This window comes from Hymenobacter properus (assembly GCF_015694735.1).
Lineage (GTDB): Bacteria > Bacteroidota > Bacteroidia > Cytophagales > Hymenobacteraceae > Hymenobacter > Hymenobacter properus.
In genome coordinates, this window is the sequence record NZ_JADQDP010000003.1 from 525,294 (window position 1) to 551,231 (window position 25,938).

The following is a 25,938-nucleotide window of genomic DNA, read 5'->3' on the forward strand; positions in this document are numbered from 1 at the left end:
TTAATGGCAAATTTCAGGCTAACGCATTATCATTGCGTGACTTGCTTTTCTGAAATCGGCCGCAAGTTACTCAAAGTAGCCCAGATTTCAAACCCGGCCCACGAAAAGTACAGGATGAAGAAGGCCCCGAGGAAGGTCCAAACACCCCGCGGTTCCTTGGCAATTCCACCCGCCAGCAGCCACGTCACGAGTCCCAACGAGACCAGCAAACGGGCCGTCATCCCTATCAAATACCCCATGGCCAGGCTGGCCGGGTCACGGGCCACAAGGCGGGCGGTGAGGCTATAGGCGAAGTAGGTGAGCCCCGCCATTACCGCAAAAATCAGCCCCGTGCGCGGGTGCACCACGGCCGGGCCGTAGAGGCGGTGCAAGGCGTAGATGGGCAGGCCCAGCGCGGCGGCGAAGAGGAGGAACTGGCGCGGGAATTTGGGCATGGGTTGTATTGATGATAAAAGGGCGTCATGCCGAGCGGAGCCGAGGCATCTCGCTCGCGCCGCCTGACGCCGGAAACCTTCCTCTGGCTTCTCTCCAAAAGATGAGGGGAGCCGGACGAAGCGAGCGAGATGCCTCGGCTCCGCTCGGCATGACGGTGGTGTGTATTTACAGCTTTATAATGACTCCTTGGTCAAGCTCCGTATAACTTGGAACACGGCCGCGAACACACCTAGTAGCAGCAGACCGATGGTGAGCCAGGGGCCGGTGCTGAACTTGCCATCGAGCCAGTAGCCGAGCCAGGCGCAGCCGCCAATGATGGCCAGCATCTGGAAGGCCAGGCCGGAGTACTTCATCACGGCTTGCAGGCGGCTGTTGCCGGTGGGCTGGGGGTCGGGCGTGGTGGGCATAATTAAGTAGGCTAAGGCGGTTGACAAAGTTACGGGATGGGCCGGGCGGTGTTTGCCCGCGGAAAAACGTAATTTTACCCGGTGAGCTTCGTTAACGTGCGGAGCTATCGAACATTTCCGGGAGCTTTGCGCGTTTCGCCAGCCCGGACCCGTCCTTTCCCTTGCTTTGATTTTGACACACTCTTCGCTGACATACCGCTGGGCGGCGCTGCTGGTCTTCCTCGTTGGGGTGGCCGCGGCGGGCTGCGCGTCGGACAAAAACCTGGTAGCGCACGCGTTCAACAACGTGGCGGCGCGCGACAACGCCTATTTCCTGGCCCGCCAGAAGCTGCAGCTCACCGAGAATAAGCTCTACGCCGGTCGCATCAACGACTACAACCAGACGCTGCCGCTGTTTCCGAGCCTCGACAGTGGCACGGTGCGCGCCAGCCGGGCCGATTTGAACGACGTTATTAAGAAGGCCTCCATGCCGATTCAGAATCGGCCAGGTTCGGACTGGACCGATGATGCCTACATCGTGGTGGGCTGGGCGCGCTTCTATGAGATGCAGTTTGAGGATGCGGCGCTGACGTTTAAGTATGTCAACTCGACCAGCAAGGACGCTAATGCCAAGCACGAGGCGCTGATTGGTCTGATGCGGACTTTCCTGGCGCAGGGTGAGATGGAAAGTGCTAAGGCCGTGTCGGATTTGCTGGATAAGGAGCAGGGCCTGCCCAAAGATGCCCGGCAATTGTTTCTGACCCGGGCCGACTATTATATCCGCACCGAGGAGCCAGCCAAGGCCATTCCGCAGTTGGAGAAGGCCATTCCACTGATTGAGTTTAAGAATGAACGGTCGCGCACCCGCTACATTCTGGCACAGCTCTACCAGGACCAGGGCGAGAATAAGAAGGCCTACGACCAACTCGACCAAATTCTAAGCCGCAACCCGCCTTATGAGCTGGATTTCCAAGCCAAGCTGATGATGGCGCAGGTGTCGGACCTGAGCGCGCAGGACCGGGAGCGGCTGAACAAGAACTTCGCCAGCCTGCTGAAAGACCCCAAGAACAAGGACTACCGCGACAAGATTTACTACGAGATGGCGCGGCTGAACTACCGCGAAAAAAACTACCCGGAGGCACTGAAGCTGCTGCGGCAGTCCATCGCGGCCACTACTACCAACAAGACGCAGAAAAGCTACACCTACCTGCTGGCAGGGCGCATCTACTACGAGAACCTGCAGAAATACCGCCTGGCTGCCGCCTACTACGACAGCACGGTGCAGAACCTGAACAAGGAGGCCAAAACCTATGCCGCCATTAAGGAGCGCAGCGACATTCTGAAGGAATTCGCCAAGCAATACACCATCATTGAAACGCAGGATAGCCTCCAGGCCCTGGCCAAGCTGCCGCAGGAGGAGCTGAACCAACAGCTCAACCTGTATGCAGACGCGGAGATTACGGCGAAGAAGAAAGAAGAAGCTCGGCTTGTTGCACAGCAGAAAGCCGCGGTCAAGGAAGAAGAATTTAAAAACCGCCAACAGAACGCTAACAGCGGAATTGGCTCCGGCCTGGCGCCGAGCAACATCCCTGGCGCACCCGGCTCCACGGCGCCAGACCCGATGTCGTTTGACCCTACGGCCGTGGCCAGCGGTGCCAAGTGGTATTTCGACAACCCGGCGGCGCTGGGCACGGCGCGGGCCGACTTTGTACGCAAGTGGCAGGGGCGCCAGCTGCAGGACAACTGGCGCACCGTGAGCCAGGCCAGCAGCTCGCCCAACAACGTGGCCAACGGCGGCGTGCCGCTGAGTATGACCGGCAACTCGACCACGGCCGTGAACAGTGCCGAAGCTGACTCGGTGGCCAAAGCCGCCGCGGCCGACCCGAATGCGGAGAAAAATGCCTTGGTAGCTAAATACCGCAGTGCACTGCCCACCACGCCGGCTCAGCTCCAGGCTTCCGACAAGCAGATTGAAACTGCCATGTATGAATTGGCCGGCATCTATAAAGAGCTGCTGAAGGAGCGCGAGAAAGGCTTTGAGACCTACGAGAAACAGGTGACGCGCTACACCCGCGGCGAGCACGCGCCCGATGCGTATTACTTGCTTTACTTGTACTACAAAGACAAGCCCGACGCGGCCAAGATGGCCCAGTACGCAGCAGCGCTGCAAAAGGAGTTTCCCACGTCCATTTACGCCAAGCTAATTGCCGACCCGCTGTATCGGGAGCACGAGTTGGCCCTGCACAACGCCGTGGCCAGCCGCGTCGATTCGGCTTTCACCTATTACAAAAACCAGAATTTTGCCAAGGCCAGCGCCATCCTGGCCCGCACCGAAAAGCTCTACCCTAAGAGCGACCTAAGCGACCGGGTGGCTTATTTAAAAACCCTGCTGGTGGTGCGTACGCAGGCACCGCTCACGGCGCGCACGTCGGTGGAGAAGTTCTATAAGGATTACCCCGACAGCCCGCTGGTGCCCCAGGCGCAGGCGCTGGCTGAGGCCTATAAGAAACAAGGCTCGGGCCAACTGGCGGGCGCTTTGGCCTCGACTGAAAAGCCGGTGGTTTCGCTGTTCCGCCCCGGCGAAGTGGACAACCGCATGCGGATTTTTTACCGGGAAGATGAATCGCCGTACCGGGCATTGAACCCGAGCGGCGCCACGCCAGAAGCACCCAAGACGGCTGCGCCCACCGCTCCGGCCCCGGATGCGAAGCCGGCCGCCCCAGCTCCCAGCGGCTCGGCCGGCCCGGCACCGGTTAAATCCGACAAAGCAGCTTCGGACAAGGAAGCTTCGGATAAAGCAGCTGCGGACAAAGCAACCGCGGACAAAGGTGCCGCTACGAAATCGCCAGCTCCGACTGTTCCAAATAATAAAGCAATTCCAGCTACGAAAGCCGCTGCGGCGGTTGCACAGACTCCCCCACCCGCGCCTGTTCCGACCACCGGCGCTGCCCCAGCTACTGCTGCAGCTACTACTCCGCCGCCTGCCGACGCCCCGGCCGCTCCCGCTACGGCCTATACCACCCAGCTGAGCAGTGCTCACGCTGTGGTGCTGGTATTTCCCAAAACCACGCCGCCTGCGGCCGACCTGGCCACCCAGCTTGGTGCCTACAACGGCCGCTATTTTAAAGCCAACAACCTGGCCGTGGAAACACCGGCCCTCGGCGCCGACCAGACGCTGGTGGTAGTGCGGGCACTGCCCGGTGCCAAGGTGGCCCAGAGCTACGCCACCAAGCTGCGCGGGCCCCAGTCGCCGCTGGGCCGCCTGCGCGGCCAGGGCTACCAAACGCTGGTCATCAGCTTGGAAAACCTGGCGCTACTGCAAGCCACGGGCGACCTGACCGGCTACCAGACCTTCTACCAGCGCGTGTACAAATAAGGAGGCGCGAAGCTTGCCGAGCGTGTATGGGTGACCAATGCCCCCGAACCGTATAAAGCCTCCGCCCACCCTCGGAGGCTTTATTTTTGCCTGACTATTCCCGTTTCGTTTCTTATGCCTACTTCCCCTCCTACCCGCCGTGCCAAGCCCCAGCCGCTAAAACCTGCGCGCCCTGGCCGGTTCACGGCCTTTGTCCGGACCATGTGGGTGCTGTTTGGCGCGGGCGTGGTAGGCCTGGGCCTGTTTGTGCTGGCTGTGAGCGGCAACTTCCTGAACCTGTTCGGGCGCATGCCCAACCTGAAGACCTTGGAAAACCCGCGCTCCGAATTGGCGTCCGAAATTTACTCGGCCGATGGCGTGCTGCTGGGCAAGTACTTCCGCGAAAACCGGACGCCGGTTGAGTTCAAGGACCTGCCCCAAAACCTGATTGATGCCCTTATTGCTACCGAAGACGTGCGCTTCGAGCAGCATTCGGGCATTGATGCTAAGAGCGTGCTGCGGGCCGTTACCGGCGTGCTCACCTTCTCGCACAATGGCGGTGGCTCCACGCTCACCCAGCAGGTGGCCAAAGTGCTGTTCAAAACGCGGCAGGACCTGAGCGACGGTGCCCTCAACGGCAGCGGCAAAATCGGGATGCTCATCACCAAAACCAAGGAATGGATTCTGGCCATTCGGCTGGAGCGCAATTACACCAAGCGCGAAATCATCCGCATGTATTTGAACACGGTGGAGTACGGTTCGAACTCCTACGGCATCAACACGGCAGCCAAGACCTTCTTCAACAAGTCGCCCAAAGACCTGAGCACGCCCGAAGCCGCTACGCTAGTGGGCATCGTGAACGCGCCGGGCCGCTTCAGCCCCGTGGTGCACCCCGACCGCTCGCGCAAGCGCCGCAACTGGGTGCTGCGCCAGATGGCCAAATCGCACTACATCACCGACGCCGAGCTGGCCCAGGATACGGCCAAGGCCATTGTGCTGCACTACTCGGTGGAGAACCCCACCAAGGGCCTGGCTCCCTACTTCCGGGCCGAGGTGGTGAAGTCGCTGCTGGCTTGGGCCAAGGAAACCGACCACGACCTCTACGCGGACGGCCTGAAGATTTACACCACCATCGACTCACGCATGCAGGAGTACGCCGAGAAGTCGCTAGCCGAGCATCTGGCCCTGCAGCAGAAGTGGTTTAATGCGCAGTGGAAGGGCCAACTGCCCTGGCGCGACGAGAACGGCAAGGTTATTCCCGACTTTCTCAACATTGCCATGCGCCGCACCCAGCGCTATAAGTCGCTGATGAACCAGTTCGACGGCAACCGCGACTCCGTGAATTTCTACCTGCGCAAGAAGTATAAGATGCCGGTATTTACCTGGCAGGGCGAGAAGGAAATGATGATGTCGCCGCTCGACTCGCTGGCCTACTACAAGCGCTATCTACGCGCCGGCTTCATGGCCATGAACCCACTCAACGGCCAGGTGAAGGCCTGGGTGGGCGGCCCCAACTACAAGTTTTTCAAGTTCGACCACGTGCGCCAAGGCAAGCGCCAGCCCGGCTCCACGTTCAAGCCCATTGTGTACACGGCGGCCATCGAGCAGGGTGGCTATTCGCCCTGCTTCCCGCGCCCCGACGTGGCCACTACTTTTCCGGCCGTGGCTGGCCGCCCGGCCTACACCCCCAAGAACTTTGAGGGCACCTTCACTGGGCGCACCTTCACGCTGCGGCAGGCGCTGGCCCGTTCAATGAACTCCATCACGGCCTGGCTGGTAATGAAGATGGGCCCCGAAACCATCGCCACTTACGCCAAGCGCCTGGGTATCACCTCGCCAGTAGATGCCGTGCCCTCAATGGGTTTCGGCACCTCCGATTGCAGCATTTACGAGCTGTGCGGAGTGTACGGCACCTTCGTGAACAAGGGCGTGCACACCGACCCCATTATGGTGACGCGCATCGAGGACAAGAACGGCAACGTGCTGCGCGAGTTCGTGACGCAGACCCGCGAAGTGCTCAACGAGGAAACGGCCTACATCATGACCAACATGCTGCAAGCCAGCACCACCGAGCCCGGCGGCACCAGCACCATCCTGCACACCGGCTTCAAGTTCCCGTTTGAAATCGGGGCCAAAACCGGCACCACCAGCAACTATTCCGACGCCTGGTTCATGGGCATCACCCCGGACCTGGTGTGTGGCATGTGGGTGGGCGGTGAAGACCGCAGCATTCACTTCCGCAACGGTGCCTACGGGCAAGGTGCCCGCGCCGCTCTGCCGCTCTACGGCCTCTTCATGCAGAAGGTGTACAAGGACAAAAGCATCGGCCTGAATACCCAGCCCTTCCCCAAGCCGGCTGCTCCGCTCAGCATCGAAATTGATTGCTCAAAGTACTACGGCGGCCAGCGCGACACCATCCCCTACGACCAGAAGATGCAAGTACCCGATGCGTCGGACTTGGACGACAAGGACATTTAGCCCCACTGCCCGCAGGCTTCGGCTTCAGGCCGGAAGCTACACAATTTTGATATGGCTGGCGACTTTCGTCAGCCATATTTCGTTATAATCAATACGCTTACCCCTACCCTTCCCATGGCCGCCAAACCCGAACTGCAAGCCCAAATCAACGCCCTGCCCCACAAGCCCGGCGTGTACAAGTATTTCGACGACGAGGGCATCATTTACGTGGGCAAAGCCATCGACCTGCGCAAGCGCGTGAGCAGCTACTTCACCAAGCAGGACCACAACAAGAAAACCCAACAGCTGGTCCGCAACATCAAGCGGCTGGAGTTCACCATTGTGGACTCGGAATCGGACGCCTTCCTGCTCGAAAACAACCTCATCAAGCAGCACCAGCCCAAATACAACATCCTGCTCAAGGACGGCAAAACTTACCCTTACCTCTGCCTGACGAATGAGCGTTTCCCGCGCCTCATCCCCACCCGTAACAAGATTAACGACGGCTCACGCTATTATGGCCCCTACGCCAATGGCACGGCCCTAAATGTGCTGCTGGAGCTCATCCGGGCCCTCTACCCCCTGCGCACCTGCAACTATAATCTCACGCCCGATAACGTGGCAGCCGGCAAATTCAAACCCTGCCTGGAGCTGCAAATCGGCAACTGCAACGCTCCCTGCATTGCCAAGGAGGACGAGGCCACCTACAACGGCTACATCCAGCAAATCCGCCAGATTCTCAACGGTGACCTCCGCATTCCCAAGCAGTATTTCAAGGAACGCATGACGGCCGCCGCCCAGGAAATGCAATATGAGCTGGCCCACGCCTTCAAAGTGAAGCTCGACAAGCTGGAAGCCTTCCAGGCCAAAAGCACCATCGTCAACGCCTCCCTCACCAACATCGACGTTTTTGCCATCGCCAGCAACGAGAAATCAGGCTTTATCACTTACCTCAAAGTGATGAACGGCAGCATCATCCTCACTCAAAGCCTCGAAGTACAGAAAAAACTGGACGAGGAAGATGCCGAAATCCTGGCTCCGCTCGTCATGCAGATGCGCCAGGAGTTTGAAAGCGAGTCGCGTGAAATACTGACCAACGTGCCTGTTGCGCTGCCTCTACCCGGCATCACCCTCACTGTGCCGCAAATCGGCGACAAGCGCAAGCTGCTCGACCTAGCTCTGAAAAACGTGCTCTACGCCCGCAAGGAGAAGGAAAGCATGAACGAGAAGAGCAAGGATGTGAACGAGGTGCGCATCATGGAAACCATCAAAAAAGACCTGCGTCTCACCGAGTTGCCCAAGCACATCGAATGCTTCGACAACTCCAACTTCCAGGGCGACAACCCAGTCTCGGCAATGGTTTGCTTCCGCAACGCCAAGCCCAGCAAAAAAGACTACCGCCACTACCACGTTAAAACCGTCATCGGCGCCAACGACTTCGATACCATGTATGAAGTCGTCACCCGCCGCTACCGCCGCCTCGTCGATGAAGGTGCCAGTCTCCCGCAGCTCGTCATCATCGACGGTGGCAAAGGTCAGCTCGGCATGGCCGTCAAGGCCCTGAAAGACCTCAACCTTTGGGGCCAGATTGCTGTCATCGGCATTGCCAAGCGCCTCGAAGAGATTTACGTTCCCAACGACCCGTTGCCTCTATACATCGACAAGAAAAGCGAGTCCCTACGCCTTTTTCAGCGCATGCGCGACGAAGTACACCGTTTCGGCATCACCTTCCACCGTTCCCGCCGCGACGCGGCTACGCTTAAAACTGAGCTGACCGACGTCAAAGGGCTAGGCCCTATCACCGCCGATAAGCTTCTGAACAAATTCAAGTCCGTAAAGAAAATCCGGGAGCTTTCCGAAGCCGAACTCGTTGCCGAAGTCGGCAAAGCCAAAGCAAAAGTTCTCCAAGCCTACTTCGCCGAGAATGAAGCGCCTGCCCATCCCATGCCGCCCCGCCAGCTTCCAACCAGTAATTAGCTTGCTTCAACGCAAACAAAAAGCCCTCGCATTGCTGCGAGGGCTTTTTGTTTTAAGCGTTCTGCGGGATTAGAAGCTCCACAGGTTGTACTCGTACTCCACCAGGTCAGCGGCCGTTTGTTGAGCGGCCAAGATGCCTTGCTGAGCACCACCGTAGATGTCGTCCAGACGGCTGTCGCCAGCGTTCGATACTTTGGTGATGTAAGAGTTAAACAACCACAGTTCGAAGGCGTCGGCCAGGTTCTTGTGTTGTGCGTCGTTCTCCGCATTGAACCAGATGGCGTTTTGCGGGTTGGCGCGGAACACCTTCACCAGGTCGCTGTACTTGAACGTGCCAATCGGCTTTTCAATACCCGAGATGTTGGTCGGCAGCGTCGAGGGCACCAGCAGCGTGATGGACTTGATGTCGTGGTACATTCTCGACCGTTTCTTGTCGAAAATCATATCCTCTTTCACTTCCATCTCATACAAATCCTTCGGCCGGTACTCGTTGCCTACCGGCGCGGGGGGCGGCGGCGGAGCCACAGCTACGGTTTCGTAGATGATTTTGCCTTTTTTGTCCTTCAGAGGCTTACCGTTAGCGCCCAGCTTGGGCTGACGCTTGGTAGTAGCGGCTGTGCCACCACCACTCTTCTTCGGCGCGGGCGTACCCCAGCCATCATCAGCGCCACCGCCAAGGTCCTTCTCGCTAAAACCAGCGGCTTTTTCCTCATCGCTCAGCTTCACTCCTTCATCTACATAAGAGGAGTTAGTGCGTACTTCCTGCGGCGTGAAAGTCGACGTCAGCGAGTCGTTCTTATAAGCCGTCAGTTCGCCGCGCTTCACGGCGTCGAGGATAACCCGGCTGATTTCCTTGCCTTCGGAAAACATCGGTTTGTTTTGCTTCTCGCGCAGGTCCACCTGCCGCCAGATGCTCTTGCGGAACATTTGGTCAGACGGGGGAATGGGCCGGTGCGAACCGGTGCTGCTCGCCGTAGTGGCTTGCTCCTGGGCCGAAGCTGCCAGCGACAGCGACAAGCCCGCCGCCACAGCGGCCAAGGTGTGAATGGATTTCATATCGGGTTAAAGCAACTTGATTGTAGGATAGTTCGCTAACGTGGCCAAGCCACCGGATATTACAGCAGGGGAATATTAAATTGTTTCTGAACGCTCACCGGCTCGGTATTGCCCTGGAAGTTCATGCGTTGTACTTCTTTCACTTCAACGTACAGACGGTCGCCGTCGCGGTAGGCATTCACCACATCGCTCAGGTCAGCCTGCGGGCCGCTGATGGTTTTGGGAGCCAAAGCGGGGCGACGGCCACGCACCAGCGTCACTTCGTAGCGCGTTACGCGGAAACGAGCGTCGTCCGGCAGGAAGGTGGCAAAGCCAGCATCCGGCACAGCCTTCAGCGTCATCGAGCGCACAGCGGTACCAGGAGTACCCTGCTTCTCGTTGGCCTCACGGCCACCTACGAAGCACTGAATGGTGGGCTTGGGAATCGGACGAACCTGGAAGGTTTGCGAACCGATGGCGTTGCCGCCGCTGCTCACGTTCAGGGTTACTTCGCGCGAGTTCGGAATCAGGGTCACATCACCCACTTTAGCACCTTGAATGGCCGAAGCACCCGAAGCCGAGAAGCTGGGCTTGTACTGAGCACCGAGGGCCGGTACCGATACGTTCAGCTTGTTGCCGCACTTGAAGTACAGGGCCTGTACCGAAGCCGACTGAATCTGCATCACCGGCTTGGTAATGTTGTACTCTACTTTCTTCACGAAAGTGGTGTCGCGGCCATTCTGGTTGAAGCGAATCGTACCGGTCCAAGAAGCCTTAGCAACGCCTTCCGAGTTAAATGCACCCGGGCGAGCCGTGAACTCAACCTTACCGTGACCATCGGGGCCCACCGAAATCGGCGAACCGTTCAAGGTCATTTTCGGGCTGATGGTCGAGGCCGAAGCCGTCAGGAACAGTTCAGCTTTGTACTTAGTACCAGCGGCTACCGTGTTGGACTCGGCGCTGGCGAAAGCGCCGATTTTGTCGAACACAATCGTCTTGGCACCTACTTTCTGAGCCAGAGCCGACAGAGCGTCAGCTTCGTACTTCAGCACTTCAGTTTCTTTCTGCGAGATGGTAGCCAGAGCAGCTACTACCGGCGTATTCTCGAAGTTGAGCTCAGCGAAGTTTTTGTTCTTCTGCGCCTTTTCCGTTACACGGGGGTCTTCCTTGGCATCCAATGCCAGCGGCGTGGCTGCGGGCACGAACTGCTTGATGTAGTCCGAATACTCGTTCAGCTTCGGCTTGAGGCCGGTGTAGGCGAGACCGTTGTGCTTCTGACCACCGAGCATTGTAATGGCTACTTTGTCTTCGCCGCTCAGGTTGGTCATTTCGCCATTCTTGTTCTCAGTAGCCGTCATCAGCTTCTGGCGAACGTCGCGCAGGTAAGAAACTAGTTCTTTAGTCTTGGCACGAATCTCTTCGCTTTGCTTAAGTACAGCCAAGTCCTGGGGCTGGTTGTTGTTTTTCTGAACAGCAGCCTGGATACCTTTCACGGTGCCATCTGCCCCCAGCGAGGTCTTGTCGTTGACACCCAAAAGGCTGTCATCGATGAATTTGAACTTCAGCAGAATTGCTGAGTTCACTTGAAGCGCCAGAAGAGCGGTTAGCACGAGGTACATCATGCCAATCATCTTCTGCCGCGGTGTTTCTTTTCCGCCTGCCATTATCTGGTTCCGCTAAAAATTTGGTGGAAGGGATGACAAAAAGCGCTTAGGCTTGAGCGCCGGCACGCATAGCATTCAGCATGTTGCCGTACACACGGTTGAGCGAAGTCAGGTTGCCAGTCAGGTCAGCAACTTGCTTCTGGAACTGCTCGGTGTCTTTGCCAGCCTGGGTCATGTTGTCCATGGCTTTGCTCAGCGTGCCGTAGAACTGGTTCATGGACTTGAGGTGCGTGTTGGCATCCTGCAGTTCCATTTCGTACACAGCGTTCAGAGCGCCCAGGTTTTTGGTCACGTTCTGCACCTGCATGTGGTACTCTTTGGCATCCGAGGTAGCGTTCGACATGGCCGAAATAGCGTCCACAGTGTTCGAGTAAGCCACGTTGATTTTCTCGAGCGAATCAGCGGCAGTGCGCACCTTCTTGGTGTACTCGTCGGTTACGTTGGTGGCTTCGCCCAGCTGCGAGAGCTGCGAAGTGGTCGTGCTCAGGCGGTTCAGGCCCTGGCCCAAGTTCGAAATAGCTTCGGGGGTCACGTTGGCATTCTTCAGCATGTCGTCCAGCTTCATGGTCAGGCCCTTCGACGAGTTGTCCGAAGCGTTGAGGCGGTTGTCACCGGTCGAGGGGTCGTAGCCTTCGCTCAGCTCGGGGTATACCAGCGACCAGTCGTGCTCCTTGTGCTGAGGCTGGAATGCGCTAAGCGCGAAGATGAGGGCTTCAGTGCCGAGGCCAACAATCAGCATGGTGTCGGCACCAGCCCAGTGTTCGATTTTAAACAAAGCACCAACGATAACTACTGCTGCGCCGAGGCCATAAACTTTGGGCATCAGCGTATCATAGAGAAAACTTCCTTTAGCTGCCATGAGAATTTAACTTGAAAGGGGGTTGAAGAAGGTGTAAGAAGGGGAGGGTGGTTAAAATAATGTCTTCCCGCCGGTTGAGGGTTGTGTTAACTATTAGTTGAGCGAGCTGTTGGTGCCCATGCCAATCTGAATCATCGAGCAACGGAAGCCGATGTAGGAACGGGCCGAGTCCTGGTATTCGAAGTTGCGCGTGCCGGTTTCGAGGAAGTACGCAATGTCTTTCCAAGAGCCGCCGCGTACTACTTTGCGGGGTTCGTTGTCGTCCGGGTTGGTGGGGTTCAAGTCCCATACCACCGGAACCGAGGCTTCCATGTAGGCATCATCGCACCACTCCGACACGTTGCCGGCCATGTCATACAGGCCGAAGTCGTTGGGGAAGAACGAGCCCACTTCCGAAGTGTATGCGAAGCCATCCGAAGCATAGTCGCCGCGGCCGGGCTTGAAGTTGGCCAGCATGCAGCCTTTGGTGTTGCGCAGGTACGGGCCACCCCAGGGGTAAGTAGCCAGGTCGCGGCCGCCGCGGGCGGCGTATTCCCATTCAGCCTCGGAAGGCAGACGGAAGTTGGGGTCGCTGGCGTAGCCTTGCTCCTCACGAGCTGCGTTGCGGAACTTGGTGCGCCAGTTGCAGAAATACTTAGCGGCAAACCAGTCTACGCCTACCACCGGGTAATCGTCGAAGGCAGGGTGCGTGTAGTAGTACTCGAGCAGGGGGTCGCCCATGTGGTAGGTGAAGTCGCGTACCCACACGGTGGTGTCGGGGTACAGTTCGGTCATCACATACTCTTCGCCCAGCACATCCAGTGAGTCTTGCTTGATAGCGTCGACGAATTGACGGTATTCGTTGTTCGTAATCTCCGTTTCGTCCATGTAAAAGCCGGCGATGGTCACCTGCTTGTTCATGTTCACCATTGAGGCGGAGATGTCTTGGTCGGTCTGGCCCATGTGGAACGTGCCACCGGGGCAGGGTACCATGCCGTAAGGCACTTCTTGGGGAATAAAGAAGGGCCGGTCTTCGGAACCCACCAAATCACCGGTCGGTCCTTTGCCAAAACACCCACCCAATAATGTACCGGAGATAGCAAAAAGGGATAATGCTAGAAACTTGTTCATGAGGGGTTAGAATTCTGTTTAGTAATTGCTGATACCGCTAAAGTCCATTTAGATGGGCTGGCAAATCTACACTAAATTAGGATGCGGTGCAATACCTAGTATTCGCTGCACACGACCAAATTCGGGGTAAACACGCTGGATAGCGCAAATAACTCGGTTAATCCTTATTATATTTTGCGGAGCCGCCTAAAATTTATCCTAACCGGATTAGGATAATGCTCATTCTCGGTATCGAACGAGGAATAGGAAAATTAGAAGCTGTAACGGGGCGTGCGGATAGCCGGGCGGATATTGGCCGACGGCTTCGGCAAACGGTAGGAGAGCATAATTTCGTGCGAGCTGAACGCACGAGCGTCTTGATTCGGAGTAATGAAGTCGAAGGCATAGCCCAAGCGCACTGCATTATCTTTAGCGAAACTGATTCCCAACAGGCCCGAAACGGATTCTTCCGTGCGGTAGTTGGCACCAATCCAATATTTGTCGTCGATAGTGGCTCGAACACCTCCTTCGAAGGAGTAGTTCTTGGAATTGCTGAATTTAGAGCTAGTAGAAAAATCACCGGGTAGCACGGTTTTCACCAGTACCATCGGCGTCACGACAACGGATGACGAGGCGTCGATATTGTAGCCGGCCGTGAAATAAGCGTGGTTTTCGGCGATGTACTGCTGGGGAGTGCCGTCTATCTTACCGGTGTTCGGATTGGGGATGCCGGCGCTCTGGAACGTGTATTTGGAACGGAGCAGGTTATTCATGCTCACGCCAGCGTAGAACTTAGGCGATTCGTACCACAGGCCTACCCCTGCGTCGAACTTGCTATCAGAGGCGCCGCTGGGAACGTTTACGTCGTATTGGTCAAGCGCGATGTAAGTGCCTTTGCTCAAGTAGGTGTAAATACCTTGGATGCCGATGCCCAGCTTACCCGAGCCCACTTTGATGTGCTGCGAATACGAAAGCGAAGCGTTGGTCATCTTCGACTGCCCCACTTGGTCGTAGTAGACCACGGCACCCACGCCACCGCCAGTGGCCAGGACGGGCAGCGAGGCCGAGATGAGGCCTGTGCGCGGCGAGCCGTTGGCATCGCCGAAGGTACCATAGTTAAAGTACTGGTAGCGGCCGATGAGGTTCACCTCACCTTGCCCTTTGATGCCGGCGTAAGCCGGGTTCAAAGCCATACCATTAAAACCGTAGTGGGTGAATTGGGGCTGCTGTTGGGCATACGCCGAACCGGCCGCGGCCGCGAGGAGCAGGGTCGCGAGTAACGTTCCTTTCATAGGACAGGTGTGGTGGTAACGGGTGAAGAAGAGGAAGGTGGGGGTGGTGGGTGGTTCCGAATGGAAGAATAGCTTCCAAATGTAAGGCAAAAACCGTCTCCAAAAAATTCAACCAAAAAAAACCGGGGCAAGGGCCTTGCTCCGGTTTTCAAGCCCTTACCTGAATCAGGCGTCGGGTTTGGTATTTTTGGCGCTGGCCTTCCCAACGTCGGGTTGGGCGTGCCGGCGGATGTAGGCTTCAATGGCCCCGGTCATGGAAGGAGCATTGGGATGCGGCGCTTCGATGTCGAGGATGAGGCCGGCATCGAGCACGGCTTTGGCCGTGGTGGGACCAAAAGCGGCAATGCGGGTGCCCTCCTGCACAAAATCAGGGAAGTTGATGAAGAGCGAACTGATGCCAGAAGGGCTGAAGAATGCAATGCAGTCGTACTTCACATCCGACAGGTCAGACAAATCGCTGGCCACGGTGCGGTAAATGACGGCCTCCGTGAACTTGATGTTGTTGGCCCGCATGAACACCGGCAGGTCTTCCTTGCGAATGTCTGAGCAAGGATATAAAAACTTCTCGCCCTTGTGCTTCTTGATGACGTCGAACAAATCGGCCGCCGTGCGCTCGCCCACAAACAGCTTGCGCTTGCGCAGCACGATGTATTTCTGCAGGTAGTTAGCGGTTTGCTCGGAAATGCAGAAATACTTCATTTCCGCGGGCATTTCCAGCTTAGCTTCTTGGCAGATGCGGAAGAAGTGGTCGACGGCGTTGCGGCTCGTGAAGATGACAGCCGTGAATTCCATAATATTGATTTTCTCGCGCCGGAAGTCTTTGTAAGACACCGGCTGCACTTCAATAAACTCACGGAAGTCCACTTTGATACCGTACTTCTCTGCAATGGAGAAGTAAGGGGAAACGTCGTTGGTGGGCTTGGGCTGGGTAACCAGGATGCTGCTGATGCGCTTAGCATGCCGGCCGGTTCCCGGCTTATCTGCACTCTCGGCCATACAGGAAGAAAAAGAGTAGTACTAGGACAATAAGAGGAGAAAAATGGGAAAAGCGCAGACCGCAATGCGGTGCCAATCAGTACGTAAAAACGATAAGTTTAAGTAAAACCAGTAAGGGCAGAACTTCAGTGGCGCAAAGGTAGGCAAACAAATGCAGATTTATCAGCGAAGTATGTTGATGCAGGGTATGCCCCACCCGGACTACCGTGCCCACCAAGACCAAGGCGATGGCTGCACTGGCTGCCCACGCTACCGCGCGAGGATACCCGGTGTTCAGGCCGAGGTAGAGCAGCAGCACGACTGGCAACGCCAAGCCAGCCATTAGCGTGGTGCGCAGAAACTCGCGGTACTGCAAATCAACTAACGGCTGCAGGCCAAACGTGTAGCCAAGGATGCCGACGTAAATGTATTTCCCGAAAACGAAGGCGGTGATGATGGCGGTGTAGAGCAGCACCCGCGCCACGATGGCGGTTTCGGGCACGTTGAAAAACTGGCGCAGCAGCGGCAGGTTTTGCAGGTCGGTGTGGATGGCGGTGAGCAGCAACGCGAACGACAGCGCGAACAGCAGCACCAGCAGCAGGTTGAGCAGCGAAAAGGCAGGCTTGGCCAGGAAGGCCTGTTGGTCGGAGCCATTGCCGAACAGCTCTTCTATCTGGAAAATGCGGGCTAGGCCTGGCTGGTAGGTGGTGCGTACGGCGCCGTAGCACAAACCCAGCACCAGCAGAAAGCCTAAATATACATTTTGCCCCTGTGGCCCAGGCAACCGGGGCTGCGCTGCTTGCACCAGCTTGGAGGTAGCTGGGCCGGCAGCAGAGCTACTGGTGCTAACCCCCGAGAAAGAGCTTAGCGCCGGGTAGCCATCGGGCTGCCACACCGCCAGCAGATGCGAGCCGGCCGGCAGCTGGGCGGGCAAGAGGTGGGCCAGGTCGAGGGAATAGGTGGTAGCGGTGCGCGCCGTGAAAACGAGCTGGTTATCGATAAACAAGCTCAGGCCGGGCTGTGCGGCAAACGAAAGCGGGAAGGACTGGTTGCGGCTGAGGCGCACCCACTGGTAGTAGGCATGAGCGGGCTGGTGGTAGCCCGGTAGGTAGAAGATGAGGCGGTTGCGCGTGGCGTCGTGAATCAGCCAGTCGGCCGAGAGCGACGTGGGCGAGGCCGGGGGCAGCTGCTTGTACTCGCTGGCCCGAGCTGGGCGCAGGCTGCCAGGCAGCAGCATCCAGACGCTGCAGAGCAACAGCCAACCCCATCGGAATGCGCCGCGCGTGGCCATGCAGGACTAGTTGCCGTTTTCGGCGGCTAAGAGCTGACGGCGAGAAATCCGGCTTTGGTAGACGCCGAAGAAAATGCTGAGCAAAGCTGAGAACACGGCCAGCGCCGCAATGAGGATAGTGTTGCCGAGGTAGGCGAAGCGGATAACAAAGAGAATCACCAGCACATTGAGAAGCCCTAGCAGGAGCACGGTGCTGATTTGCTGAAAGCCCATGGCCAGAATGCGGTGGTGAATGTGGTTTTTGTCGGGCGAGAAGGGCGACTTACCGGCCAGCATGCGCAGCGAGAACACCCGGAGCGTATCGAACAAGGGTACGAACAAAATGCCGACTGCCACCGAAGGGGCCGCCGAGCCGAAAGGCTGCCCCACGTGCAGGCCCATTTCAATAAACTGAATGGCCAGCACCGACACGATAAAGCCGCAAACCAGCGACCCGGTGTCGCCCATGAAGATGGGCGCCCGGTGGAAGTTGTAGCGCAGGAAGCCGAACAAGCCGCCTACCAGGCACACGGCCACGTACACGTAGTTGCCGTAGCTGGGGCCGCCATAGGTGTAGAAATAATAGCCAAACGTGCAGCAGATGATGGACACGATGGTACCGGCCAAGCCGTCAAGCCCATCAATCAGGTTGATGGCATTGGTGACGCCCACGATGACCCCTAGTGTGAAGGCGTAGCTGACGCCGACGGGCAGCGTGCCGATGCCCAGGATACCCTGGAAACTGGTGATACGCACATCGGCCATTATCATCACAATGCCGGTGGCCAGGAGCTGACCCACAAATTTCTTGGCCACTGACATACCCACGAGGTCGTCTTTCAACCCCACGAAAAACAGGATGATGCAGCCAGCCAGCATTTCCTGCACCCCGTTGCGGAGCGGCGCGAAAATGGTGAGGGCCGACATAAACCCAGCGAACACGGCCACGCCCCCGAGGCGCGGCGTGAGCGACTGGTGCACGGTGCGCCCGTTGGGCGTGTCGAGCATGTTTTTGAGGTGGGCGATGTAGATGATGGATGGCACCGCGAACAGTGACACCAGCAACGCCCACATCCAGGACAAGCCCAAGGGAATATCAATATGAGTCATAGACGATAAATTACGGCAGAAGCGGGGCAATGGCTGAAAGCCACTAACGAAGCAGACGGTTAGCTGTGCAACACGCCTTGGCTGTCGAGCAGGGCAATGTGAATGAGGTTGTCGGGCACGATGGAATCGGGCACAAACACGAATTTCTTATCGAAGATTTGCGAGCCACGATAGTAGCTGACCCAGTATTGGTTGTTGAGGTGAAATACGGCCGGGTCGATGGACTCGACGGGCACGGCCGCGTGGGGCGGCACTTCCTGAAACAAGTAGCGCAGCGTGGTGGTGCGTACTTTCTCACCATCGGGCTGCTCGCCGTAGCCATTGGCGTTTACGATGACGTTCTCAAGCGGGAAAGCATTGTGGTTTAGCAAGTAAACCTGCCAGAAAGGTTGCCCCTCGGGCGTCAGGGTTTGCTCGGTGGGGACAATGGCGACCGAAACGCCTTCTACAGGGTCGAAGGGAATATCTTGTTTCACGAGGAAGTGAGGGAGCTGGATGAATGAGATGGCACCGACGGCTCGGCAGCGGCCAACAGTTCCGTCAGGTGGCGCAGCAGGCGCTCCTGCACCTCTGCCACTGTGGGAGCCGGCGCGGTGCCTAGCTCCTGAGCCAGGGACGTCACGGCCTTGTCGGTGATGCCGCAAGGCACGATGTGGCCGAAGTACGACAAATCGGGATTCACGTTGAGGGCAAAGCCATGCAGCGTGACCCAGCGGCTGCACTTCACGCCTAAGGCGCAGATTTTGCGTGGGTTGGGCGCGCCCTCTTCCCAGTCAAGCCATACGCCGGTGAGGCCGGCAATGCGGCCGGCATTCAAGCCGTACTCGGCCAGAGTACGGATGACGGCCTCCTCCAGCGTGCGCAGGTACCAGTGGATGTCGTTGCGGAAATTGTCGAGGTCGAGGATGGGGTAGCCCACCAGCTGGCCGGGGCCGTGGTAGGTGATATCGCCGCCGCGGTTGATGTGATGGAAGCTGGCGTGGTGGGCCTCCAGGGCTTCCGCATCGAGCAGCAGGTGCTCGGGCTTGCCGCTTTTGCCCAGCGTGTAGGTGTGCGGGTGCTCGCAGAGCAACAGGTGGTTGGGCGTGGGCAGCGGGGCCGCACCGGTGGTCTCGGCTTGCCGGTTATGGGTTTTGATGGCCAGCGTGGCAGCCATCAACTCCTCCTGCCGTTCCCAGGTGGGCACGTATTCTACCAGGCCAAGGCGCTGCACTTGCAGCGTCCGGTTGGGGCCGGGGCCAGCACCGACGGGCAAAGCGGCGTCGAGCAGCGGCGCGGAAGACGGTTCGGCGAGGGAAGCCATGGGTGAGGATTAGTGGTATGAAATACAAAGGTACTACCCGCCGTAGGCTTTGGCTTGCGCGCCTCGAAGGGTAGCTTGCGTCACCTTTCAGCCAACACAAGCCTCCCCTACTGTTGCTTATGGCCCATGCTCCCCACGAATTAGGGCAAGCAGGCGAAACTGCAGCCGCCGACTATTTCGTGGCACGCGGCTACGAGGTGCTGGCGCGCAGCTACCGCCACGGCCGTGCCGAAGTCGACCTGGTGCTGCGCCAGGGTACGGCCCTGCTGGTATTCGTCGAAGTCAAAACCCGTTCCTCGGGCCAATACGGCACACCGGAGACCTTCGTATCGGCTCGCAAAAAGGAGCTGTTTCGCCTCGCGGCCACGCATCTGCAGGAAGAACTGGACTGGCGCGGCGACATCCGCTTCGACATCGTAGCCCTAACACTGCTCAGCCAGGGCTTCCGCATCGAGCACTTCGAGGATGCGTTTTATTAGGGGGAGGAAGGAAATGGGGCAGGTGGGGAGACAGGAAGCAGACAGATACGCCTATCTCCCCTCCTCCCCTACTACCTCTTTTTCGGCGCCACCTTGGGCGCGGCTTTGGGCACGGTGCGGGGCGTGTAGCCGGGGCGACGGGCCGGGTTGGGGTCGGCCACGGGCTCGTTGCGGGTGTCGAGATTTTTCTCTTTGTCGAAGATGAGCTTGGCTTCGCGGCTGTATTCTCGGATGAGCTCGGGCTCGGCTACTTCCGGGTCGTAGCCCGACTCGCCGTACTGGTACTCGTAGCGGCGGCGGCTGCGGAAGCCCCAGTATTTGGTCCAGATGCCTACACGCTTGCCGTTCTCGAACTGGCCGCGCCATTCGGGCTGGCCATTTTGGAAGAACTTGGCGTAGTCGCCTTCCAGCTTGCCGTTCACGTAGGGCACGATTTCGTTGATTTTGCTCCGGTCTTCGCCGTAGTAGCTCACGTTGGCGTCGCGCGGAAAACCCATTTCGTAGTGGGTTTTGGTGAGCAGCACGCCGTTCTTATCGAAGGTTTCCCAGCGCAAATGCCGCGTGCCGAGGGCATAGTAGCCGGTTTCGAGCACCTTGTTGTTCTGCATCACCTTATAAGGGCCGTGCAGGATTTTGAGCTGCGCCGCATCCTCCTCCACGGCCGCCAGCTTCAGAATTTTGTGCTTCTTGGTGTCGTAGTAATAGTAGGCCGGCGCGTAGGCGTTGAGCGTTTTCGGGTATTTCAGATAGTAGAAGATGGTGATTTTCTGATTGCGGCCTTTGGGACCAGTCTTCACAAAGGCCTTCTTCATCTTCTCACCCAGGAAGACGTTTTTCTTCTTCTTTTTCGACTTGCGCTGGGTGTCCTTTTCGGCCTCTTTGGCGGCGCGCTCCTGCTCCTTGGTGAGCGTGGCTTTGCGGGCCGTGCTAAGCGAGGGCTTGCCGTTGAGGGTGTCGCCGGTTGTGGTGAGCGTGTCCGATAGTAGCGCCAAGGGCTCGTCGGGCGTGCTCTTAAACGACACCGTTTTGCGGGTGCAGGCCCACGGCAACACCGTGAACAGCGCCAGCATTAACATTCCCAGGAAACGCAGCGGCCGCAGCCCCAAACGAGAATTACGCATGAACTAAAATTGCCAATAATCTTATCGCGGCCCTAACGCAAATGTAACGCGCTTTGGTGCCCGGGCGGCGGGTTGGTGGGGGCGTGTGTCATCCTGAGCGCAGCGAAGGACCTTCTCACGGCTGAACGACAGTTGTTCTTCGGTGAGAAGGTCCTTCGCTGCGCTCAGGATGACACACGCTCCTTACCTATATTCTCGCCCCTACTTCACCTCCCGCGTGGCCAAATCCAGGTGTTGGCCGGCTACCAGCAAGTGCAGCCGCAGGTTGTGGCCGCTGATGACTTCGTCCTCGGCCAGCGTGGGCAGGTTGTTGTGAGTGAGGTCGGCGGCATCGACCACCACCACGGCTTCTTCGCCGAAGACTTCGGCAGGCTGACCGGCGCGCACAATGAGGCCGGTTTCTTCGCTCAGGCCGATGCCGAGCAGGGTGGGCTGAGCCAGCACGGCGTGCATGAGGCGCGGGTAGCGGCCGCGCTCGGCAAAATGCTGGTCGAGCAACACGCCGGGCAGCAGGCCCAGGCCGGGCTTCACCTCAATCTGGCCACCGAGCAGGCTGCGCCAGCCGTGCCCGTTCACCAGCATTACCTCGGCCATGACGGAAGCCCCGGCGCTAGTGCCGGCCAAAATGAAGTTGCTTTCGGCTTGGCACTTATGCTGCAGAATGTTCAGAAACTCGGTCCCCAACAGAAAATCGGTGATGCGCTCCTGGTCGCCGCCGCTCATGAACACCAGCGCAGCGTCGCGCAGGCGCTGCAGGGTCTCGGGGTCGTCGGCGGGGTAGTCTTCGCACACTTGGAGGTGGCGCACGTGGGGGCATCCCTGCTGATGCAGGGCGTGGGCGTAGGCGGCGGCGGTGCGGGCGGGCTGGCGGCGGGTGGCCGTGGTAAGGATTTCGATGGGGGCGTTGCGGTCGGGCAGCAGGCGGGCCAGCAAGGCCAGCATGGGGTCGTCGTCGCCGCCGCCCAGCATCACGAGGGTTCCGAGGGGCGCGGCGGCGGAGGTTTTATTGGGCATAGCTCGGGCAAGGATTGGGGCAGCAAGATGGGGCAGTTGAATGGGATTACAGGATGCTAGATGAATACGTCTGTTATCCTGAGCACAGCGAGGGGCCTGCTCGGGTATGCAGCCATTGCAATGCCTCTCTTACGGCGAAGACGCTAGAAGGTCCTTTGCTGTGCTCAGGATGACAGAAACAGGCCTTTCTTTTCTCACCTCGCGGCGCCCATTTACCGCCCGGTTCGCCCTACTTTTGTGGGGCTTATTCTCCCCATCAACCCCGCTTGCCTAGCGAAGCATCTCCCCTCCTCTCTTTTTCATGCAGCCGCAGACCGTGGAAACCATCACGTCCTTGATTCAGGAGGGCGAATTTTTTAAGTTAAAGCAGCTGCTGCGCGATTTCCAGCCCCCGGAGCTGGTATCGCTGATTGAGGCCGAAGAGGACCGGGAACAGCTCATCATCTTCCGGCTGCTGCCGCTGAAGCTGGCCACCGAGGTGTTCGAATACCTCGACCTGGAAGTGCAGCGGCACTTTCTCGACAACCTGGCCCAGGACAAGATGGCCGACATCCTCAACGAGATGTCGCCCGACGACCGCACGGCCCTGCTGGAGTTTCTGCCCGCCAACTTCGTGGCCGAGCTGGTGCAAAGCCTGAGCGAGGAAGAGCGCAAGGTGACGCTGCAGCTGCTGGGCTACCCCGAATACTCGGTGGGCCGCCTGATGACGCCCGACTACATCGCCATTCGCGAGAACTGGACGGTGCAGCAGGTGCTCGACTACATCCGGCAGCACGGTGGGCAGTCCGAAACGCTGAGCATGCTCTACGTGACCGATGCGCAGGGCATCCTCATCGACGACATCCGCATCCGGGAGTTTCTGCTTTCGGCCCCGGCCGTGCGCGTGCGCGACCTTATGGACCGCCGCTACGTGAGCCTCAACGCTAACCAGGACCAGGAAGAGGCCATCGATATTTTCCGGCGCAACGACCGAGTGGCCCTGCCCGTGGTGTCAGATTCGGGCGTGCTGCTCGGCATCGTGACGCAGGACGACATCCTAAGCATTCGCGAAGAAGAAGATACCGAAGACATTCAGAAGCTGGGCGGCTCCGAAGCCCTCGATGAACCCTACCTGGCCACGCCGCTCATGCGCATGGTGCAGAAGCGGGCCGGCTGGCTGGTGGTGCTGTTTCTGGGCGAGCTGCTCACGGCCTCGGCCATGCAGTTTTTCGAGGGCGAGCTGCAGAAGGCCATTGTGCTGGTGCAGTTCATTCCGCTCATCATCAGCAGCGGGGGCAACTCGGGCTCGCAGGCCACGTCGCTCATCATCCGGGCCATGGCACTGGGCGAGTTCACGCTGGGCGAGTGGTGGCGGGTGCTACGCCGCGAAATCCTGTCGGGGCTGGCGCTGGGGGTTATTCTGGGCTTGGTGGGGTTTGCCCGCATTGCCGTGTGGCAAAGCATCACGCCCATTTATGGGCCGCACTGGCTGATGGTAGCACTCACGGTGGGCGTGGCGCTGGTGGGCATTGTGCTGTGGGGCTCGCTGGCGGGCTCCATGCTGCCGCTGCTGCTCAAGCGCCTGGGCCTCGACCCGGCCACGTCGTCGGCTCCCTTTGTGGCCACGCTGGTCGACGTGACGGGGCTGATTATTTACTTCACTGTGGCGCTGGTGTTGCTGCGCGGCACATTGCTGTAGCACGGCAACCTACTCCAGTTTGCGCCGGTTGGCTTTCTTCTCCCCCTGAATCTTTTTGCTATCGAGCCGCTTGCGCACGGCGGCTTTGCTGGGCTTAGTGGCCTTGCGGGGCTTGGGCCGGCGCAGGCTTTTGAGCAGCAGGGCGTGAAAGCGGGCCAGGGCAATTTCCCGGTTGCGCAGCTGGCTGCGGTCGTCCTGCACGGCCACGAGCAGCAAGCCCTCAGCCGTGAGCTGATTACCCAGCTTCTCCAGAATCAGCTGCTTCTGCTCCTCGGTGAGCACCTGCGAGTTCATCAGGTGCCAGCGCAGCTCCACCCGCGATTCTACCTTGTTCACGTTCTGCCCGCCCGGCCCACTGGCCCGGCTGGTCTGGAAGGTGATTTCGGGCAGGAAAGCGTCGGCAGCAGGAAGCACTTTGAAAGGGTTGATTTTTGAGGGTTGAATATTGAGTTGAATTTGTCAAGTCATTTAAAGAACTCAACATTCAACCCTCAAAAATCAACCCTTGTTAAGCAGCATAGCTCCGTAGGAATACCCGCCGCCGAACACGGTGATGATGACTTTGTCGCCGGCTTTGAGCGTGTCCCACACCTCGGCCAGGCCGATGGCGGCACCGGCGCAGCCGGTATTGCCCAGCCGCTGAATGTTGTTCACGGCGCGGGCCGGGTCGAGGCCGAGCTGCTTCACCACGTTATTGGAGATGCGCAGGTTGGCTTGGTGCGGGATGAGGTAAGTCAGCTCCTCGGTGGGAATGTGGTGCTTGTTGAGCAGCTGCTGCGTCACCTTGGCCATGTAGATGCAGGCCTGCTGAAACACGTCGCGGCCGAAGGGCATCACGATGCCCCGCTCCACGGGCTTGAGCGTCACCGACTCGTCGGCCTTGCTCACGGGCGCGGCCCCGCCGGTGATGACTTCGGCAATGCGCAAGTCATCGTCGCTGAGGCGGTCTTTGCTGATGAGCAGCGCGGCAGCGCCATCGCCCCACAGGTGGCCGGCCATGGTGTCCTCCTCGTTGTTATAAGCAGTGTTGTGCTCCGTTACGACCACCACGGCGCGGCGGGCCTTGCCCATGGCAAAGTAGCCCTCCACAATTTCAACCGCATTGAGCAACGACGAGCAGGCCGACGAGATGCTGACCGTGGGGATTTCGTTCACGCCCAGGTCGCGCTGCACGGCGTGGGCGGCCGTGAAGATGGTGTCGTGCGGGGTGTAGGTGCCCACCACAATCAAATCAACACTTTCCGAAGCAAAGGCCGGGGCGGCCTCGAAGGCGGCGCGTGTGGCGGCAATGGCCATGGTGTTGGCATTTTCGCCGGGGCCCGCTTTGCGGCGCTCCTGGATGCCGGTTCGCTCAATTATCCACTCGTTGGCCAGGCCGTTGAGGCGGGTGAAGTGAGCATTGGTAACGACGGCCTCCGGGAGGTAGGACGCCACATGATGAAGGTACACGGAATGGTATTGGGTGAAACGCAAGGCCGCCAGGCGGCCGGGCAAAGGTACGGCCCGCAGTCCCGGGCGGTCGGCCCGCACCGGGCAGATGCCCAAATTTTATACCCAATAGGTCAGTTAAGAAATTAAGACGCCTGTCCTCCATAGCGCGGCGAAGGACCTTCTCACGCCTGCGTTATCTGACGTGAAAAGGTCCTTCGTCTCTGCCTGGTTCGCAGAACGCTCAGGAGGACAGGCGTCATTAATGAAAACGTTACTCCTTCACTACGCGGCCGCTGCCGTGGGTGCTGCTGAGCTGTGCGCCTCCGGCCACGTGCAGGCTGCCCGAGCCAGTGAGCGAGCCCTCGGCCGTGCGGCTGGCGTACACGTGGGCATCGCCCGAGCCGTTGATGCGGGCGCGGCTGGTTTCGGTTTTCAATTCGCGGGCCTTCACCTGGCCCGAGCCGCTGATGCGAATTTCATTGCTGGTAGCCGTGCCGCCCACCGTGATGTTGCCCGAGCCCGACACGCCGGTTTCGAGCTGCTTGGCTTGGAGCTGGGGCACCACCAAGTCACCCGAGCCACTCAAGTTCAGAGCCAACGCATCGGCTTGCAGAGCGCCGTCCACTTCGAGCTTGCCCGAGCCGCCCACGCGCAGCGCCGTCAGGGCGGAGGCTGTCACGTACACCGTCACGGGGCCGTGTTTTTTGTTGTTGAACTGGCGCCCTTCCTGGTTGCGGAAGTTGAGGCGTAGCCGGCCACCCTGCACGTCGGTTTCAAAATCGGCCAAGTCTTCCTTGCTGGCTTCCACCACCACGCTCTGGGGGCTGCCCTGCTTCACCACTACGTGGGCCGAGGAGCCCAGGCTGATTTCGGTGAAAGGCCCCACCACACGGGTTTCGCGCTCCGCCAACGGCCGACGGCTGGTGAATGATGACATCATCCCCACGGCCAGTAGCAGGAGGAGGGCAAACTGCGAAGCAATCCGGAAATTTTTCATGCGGAAAAAGG

The 25,938-nt window shown here is 58.8% G+C and carries 22 protein-coding genes; 5 read left to right on the top strand and 17 right to left on the bottom strand.

Features of this window, described 5'->3' with window-relative positions:
- Window positions 1-29: 29 nt before the first annotated feature.
- Both I2I01_RS14170 and I2I01_RS14175 read right to left on the bottom strand, forming a co-directional pair.
- Window positions 30-434, bottom strand: a complete 405-nt coding sequence (locus tag I2I01_RS14170) for a hypothetical protein (RefSeq protein ID WP_196287137.1) — start codon at window positions 432-434, stop codon at window positions 30-32.
- 174 nt (window positions 435-608) lie between these two features.
- Window positions 609-842, bottom strand: a complete 234-nt coding sequence (locus I2I01_RS14175) for an AtpZ/AtpI family protein (RefSeq protein WP_230679084.1) — start codon at window positions 840-842, stop codon at window positions 609-611.
- 172 nt (window positions 843-1,014) lie between these two features.
- On the opposite strand from I2I01_RS14175, the gene porW reads away from it, so the two are divergent.
- The 3 genes from porW (at window position 1,015) to uvrC (ending at window position 8,610) form a co-directional block, all read left to right on the top strand.
- Window positions 1,015-4,197, top strand: a complete 3,183-nt coding sequence (porW, locus tag I2I01_RS14180; RefSeq protein ID WP_196287138.1) for a type IX secretion system periplasmic lipoprotein PorW/SprE — start codon at window positions 1,015-1,017, stop codon at window positions 4,195-4,197.
- A 114-nt stretch (window positions 4,198-4,311) separates the two neighbouring features.
- On the top strand, window positions 4,312-6,654 hold the full coding sequence (locus I2I01_RS14185) for a penicillin-binding protein 1A (RefSeq protein WP_211537957.1): 2,343 nt from the start codon (window positions 4,312-4,314) through the stop codon (window positions 6,652-6,654).
- Between the two features lie 114 nt (window positions 6,655-6,768).
- A complete protein-coding gene (uvrC, locus tag I2I01_RS14190; protein ID WP_196287139.1) occupies window positions 6,769-8,610 on the top strand; it encodes an excinuclease ABC subunit UvrC in 1,842 nt (613 codons plus the stop codon).
- Between the two features lie 69 nt (window positions 8,611-8,679).
- On the opposite strand, the gene porN is transcribed toward uvrC, so the two are convergent.
- From porN to lipB, 10 genes are all read right to left on the bottom strand, one after another.
- Window positions 8,680-9,666, bottom strand: coding sequence for a type IX secretion system ring subunit PorN/GldN (gene porN, locus I2I01_RS14195; protein ID WP_196287140.1), 987 nt, complete (start codon window positions 9,664-9,666; stop codon window positions 8,680-8,682).
- 59 nt (window positions 9,667-9,725) lie between these two features.
- A complete protein-coding gene (gene porM / locus I2I01_RS14200) occupies window positions 9,726-11,309 on the bottom strand; it encodes a type IX secretion system motor protein PorM/GldM (protein ID WP_196287141.1) in 1,584 nt (527 codons plus the stop codon).
- 46 nt (window positions 11,310-11,355) lie between these two features.
- Complete coding sequence (gene porL / locus I2I01_RS14205) at window positions 11,356-12,132, bottom strand: type IX secretion system motor protein PorL/GldL (protein ID WP_196287142.1); 777 nt, start codon at window positions 12,130-12,132, stop codon at window positions 11,356-11,358.
- A gap of 129 nt (window positions 12,133-12,261) precedes the next feature.
- Window positions 12,262-13,278 (bottom strand): T9SS ring complex lipoprotein PorK/GldK, encoded by a 1,017-nt coding sequence (gene porK, locus I2I01_RS14210; RefSeq protein WP_196287143.1) that lies wholly within the window; start codon window positions 13,276-13,278, stop codon window positions 12,262-12,264.
- A gap of 251 nt (window positions 13,279-13,529) precedes the next feature.
- On the bottom strand, window positions 13,530-14,549 hold the full coding sequence (locus I2I01_RS14215) for a PorP/SprF family type IX secretion system membrane protein (RefSeq protein ID WP_196287144.1): 1,020 nt from the start codon (window positions 14,547-14,549) through the stop codon (window positions 13,530-13,532).
- Window positions 14,550-14,714: 165 nt separating this feature from the next.
- Window positions 14,715-15,545 (bottom strand): uroporphyrinogen-III synthase, encoded by an 831-nt coding sequence (locus I2I01_RS14220; protein ID WP_196287145.1) that lies wholly within the window; start codon window positions 15,543-15,545, stop codon window positions 14,715-14,717.
- A 76-nt stretch (window positions 15,546-15,621) separates the two neighbouring features.
- Window positions 15,622-16,761 (bottom strand): DUF4271 domain-containing protein, encoded by a 1,140-nt coding sequence (locus tag I2I01_RS14225; protein ID WP_196287146.1) that lies wholly within the window; start codon window positions 16,759-16,761, stop codon window positions 15,622-15,624.
- Between the two features lie 60 nt (window positions 16,762-16,821).
- On the bottom strand, window positions 16,822-17,904 hold the full coding sequence (locus tag I2I01_RS14230; RefSeq protein ID WP_211537958.1) for an MraY family glycosyltransferase: 1,083 nt from the start codon (window positions 17,902-17,904) through the stop codon (window positions 16,822-16,824).
- 59 nt (window positions 17,905-17,963) lie between these two features.
- The gene (locus I2I01_RS14235) at window positions 17,964-18,380 is read right to left on the bottom strand and encodes a hypothetical protein (RefSeq protein WP_196287147.1); all 417 of its coding nucleotides are present in this window, start codon (window positions 18,378-18,380) and stop codon (window positions 17,964-17,966) included.
- The gene (lipB, locus tag I2I01_RS14240) at window positions 18,377-19,207 is read right to left on the bottom strand and encodes a lipoyl(octanoyl) transferase LipB (RefSeq protein ID WP_196287148.1); all 831 of its coding nucleotides are present in this window, start codon (window positions 19,205-19,207) and stop codon (window positions 18,377-18,379) included. The genes I2I01_RS14235 and lipB overlap by 4 nt, the downstream gene beginning before the upstream one ends.
- 119 nt (window positions 19,208-19,326) lie before the next feature.
- Here lipB and I2I01_RS14245 point away from each other — a divergent pair, with 119 nt between their 5' ends.
- Entirely contained in the window at window positions 19,327-19,686 is a 360-nt protein-coding gene (locus I2I01_RS14245) for a YraN family protein (RefSeq protein WP_196287149.1), read from the top strand.
- A 71-nt stretch (window positions 19,687-19,757) separates the two neighbouring features.
- On the opposite strand, the gene I2I01_RS14250 is transcribed toward I2I01_RS14245, so the two are convergent.
- Both I2I01_RS14250 and I2I01_RS14255 read right to left on the bottom strand, forming a co-directional pair.
- Window positions 19,758-20,807 (bottom strand): toxin-antitoxin system YwqK family antitoxin, encoded by a 1,050-nt coding sequence (locus I2I01_RS14250; protein WP_196287150.1) that lies wholly within the window; start codon window positions 20,805-20,807, stop codon window positions 19,758-19,760.
- Window positions 20,808-21,008: 201 nt separating this feature from the next.
- Window positions 21,009-21,821, bottom strand: a complete 813-nt coding sequence (locus I2I01_RS14255) for a cyanophycinase (protein ID WP_196287151.1) — start codon at window positions 21,819-21,821, stop codon at window positions 21,009-21,011.
- A gap of 301 nt (window positions 21,822-22,122) precedes the next feature.
- On the opposite strand from I2I01_RS14255, the gene mgtE reads away from it, so the two are divergent.
- A complete protein-coding gene (gene mgtE / locus I2I01_RS14260; RefSeq protein WP_196287152.1) occupies window positions 22,123-23,499 on the top strand; it encodes a magnesium transporter in 1,377 nt (458 codons plus the stop codon).
- A gap of 9 nt (window positions 23,500-23,508) precedes the next feature.
- On the opposite strand, the gene arfB is transcribed toward mgtE, so the two are convergent.
- From arfB to I2I01_RS14275, 3 genes are all read right to left on the bottom strand, one after another.
- Window positions 23,509-23,913, bottom strand: a complete 405-nt coding sequence (arfB, locus tag I2I01_RS14265; RefSeq protein ID WP_196287153.1) for an alternative ribosome rescue aminoacyl-tRNA hydrolase ArfB — start codon at window positions 23,911-23,913, stop codon at window positions 23,509-23,511.
- An 84-nt stretch (window positions 23,914-23,997) separates the two neighbouring features.
- Window positions 23,998-24,948 carry a 3-oxoacyl-ACP synthase III family protein gene (locus tag I2I01_RS14270; protein ID WP_196287154.1) on the bottom strand — a complete coding sequence of 317 codons (951 nt, stop codon included), beginning with the start codon at window positions 24,946-24,948 and terminating at the stop codon, window positions 23,998-24,000.
- Between the two features lie 253 nt (window positions 24,949-25,201).
- Window positions 25,202-25,927 carry a head GIN domain-containing protein gene (locus I2I01_RS14275; RefSeq protein ID WP_196287155.1) on the bottom strand — a complete coding sequence of 242 codons (726 nt, stop codon included), beginning with the start codon at window positions 25,925-25,927 and terminating at the stop codon, window positions 25,202-25,204.
- Window positions 25,928-25,938: the final 11 nt, after the last annotated feature.